The 298-nt window shown below is 53.0% G+C and carries 1 protein-coding gene; it reads left to right on the top strand.

The window, feature by feature from the left end:
- Positions 1-298: DUF3383 family protein (locus J3482_RS20415; protein WP_206923120.1), on the top strand; the 298-nt coding region annotated here is incomplete at both ends.

The raw sequence follows: 298 nt of genomic DNA, 5'->3' as shown, positions 1-298 counted from the left end.
CAACTTTGGAGGCAAGTATAATCTGCTCGTTCAAGGCACGATGGCTGATGGTACCCCGTTCGATCAGGTACTCAATCTGGATACGCTCCAGATCGATATTCAGACCGCCGTCGTAAATGCACTGACGTCGGCCCCTAAAATTCCACAAACGGACGCGGGTGTAACCACACTCGTGAATGTCATCTCCTCTGTATGCGCGCAGGCTGCCACTGAAGGCATGATTGGCCCGGGTATCTGGAATGCAGCGCCGGTATTAGGACTCCAAACAGGTACCAACCTGCCGAATGGCTACATCGTA

It is taken from the genome of Alicyclobacillus suci (assembly GCF_017329615.1).
Lineage (GTDB): Bacteria > Bacillota > Bacilli > Alicyclobacillales > Alicyclobacillaceae > Alicyclobacillus > Alicyclobacillus suci.
Note: the sequence above shows the minus strand (reverse complement) of the source record. Positions and strands in the feature narration are given on the sequence as shown.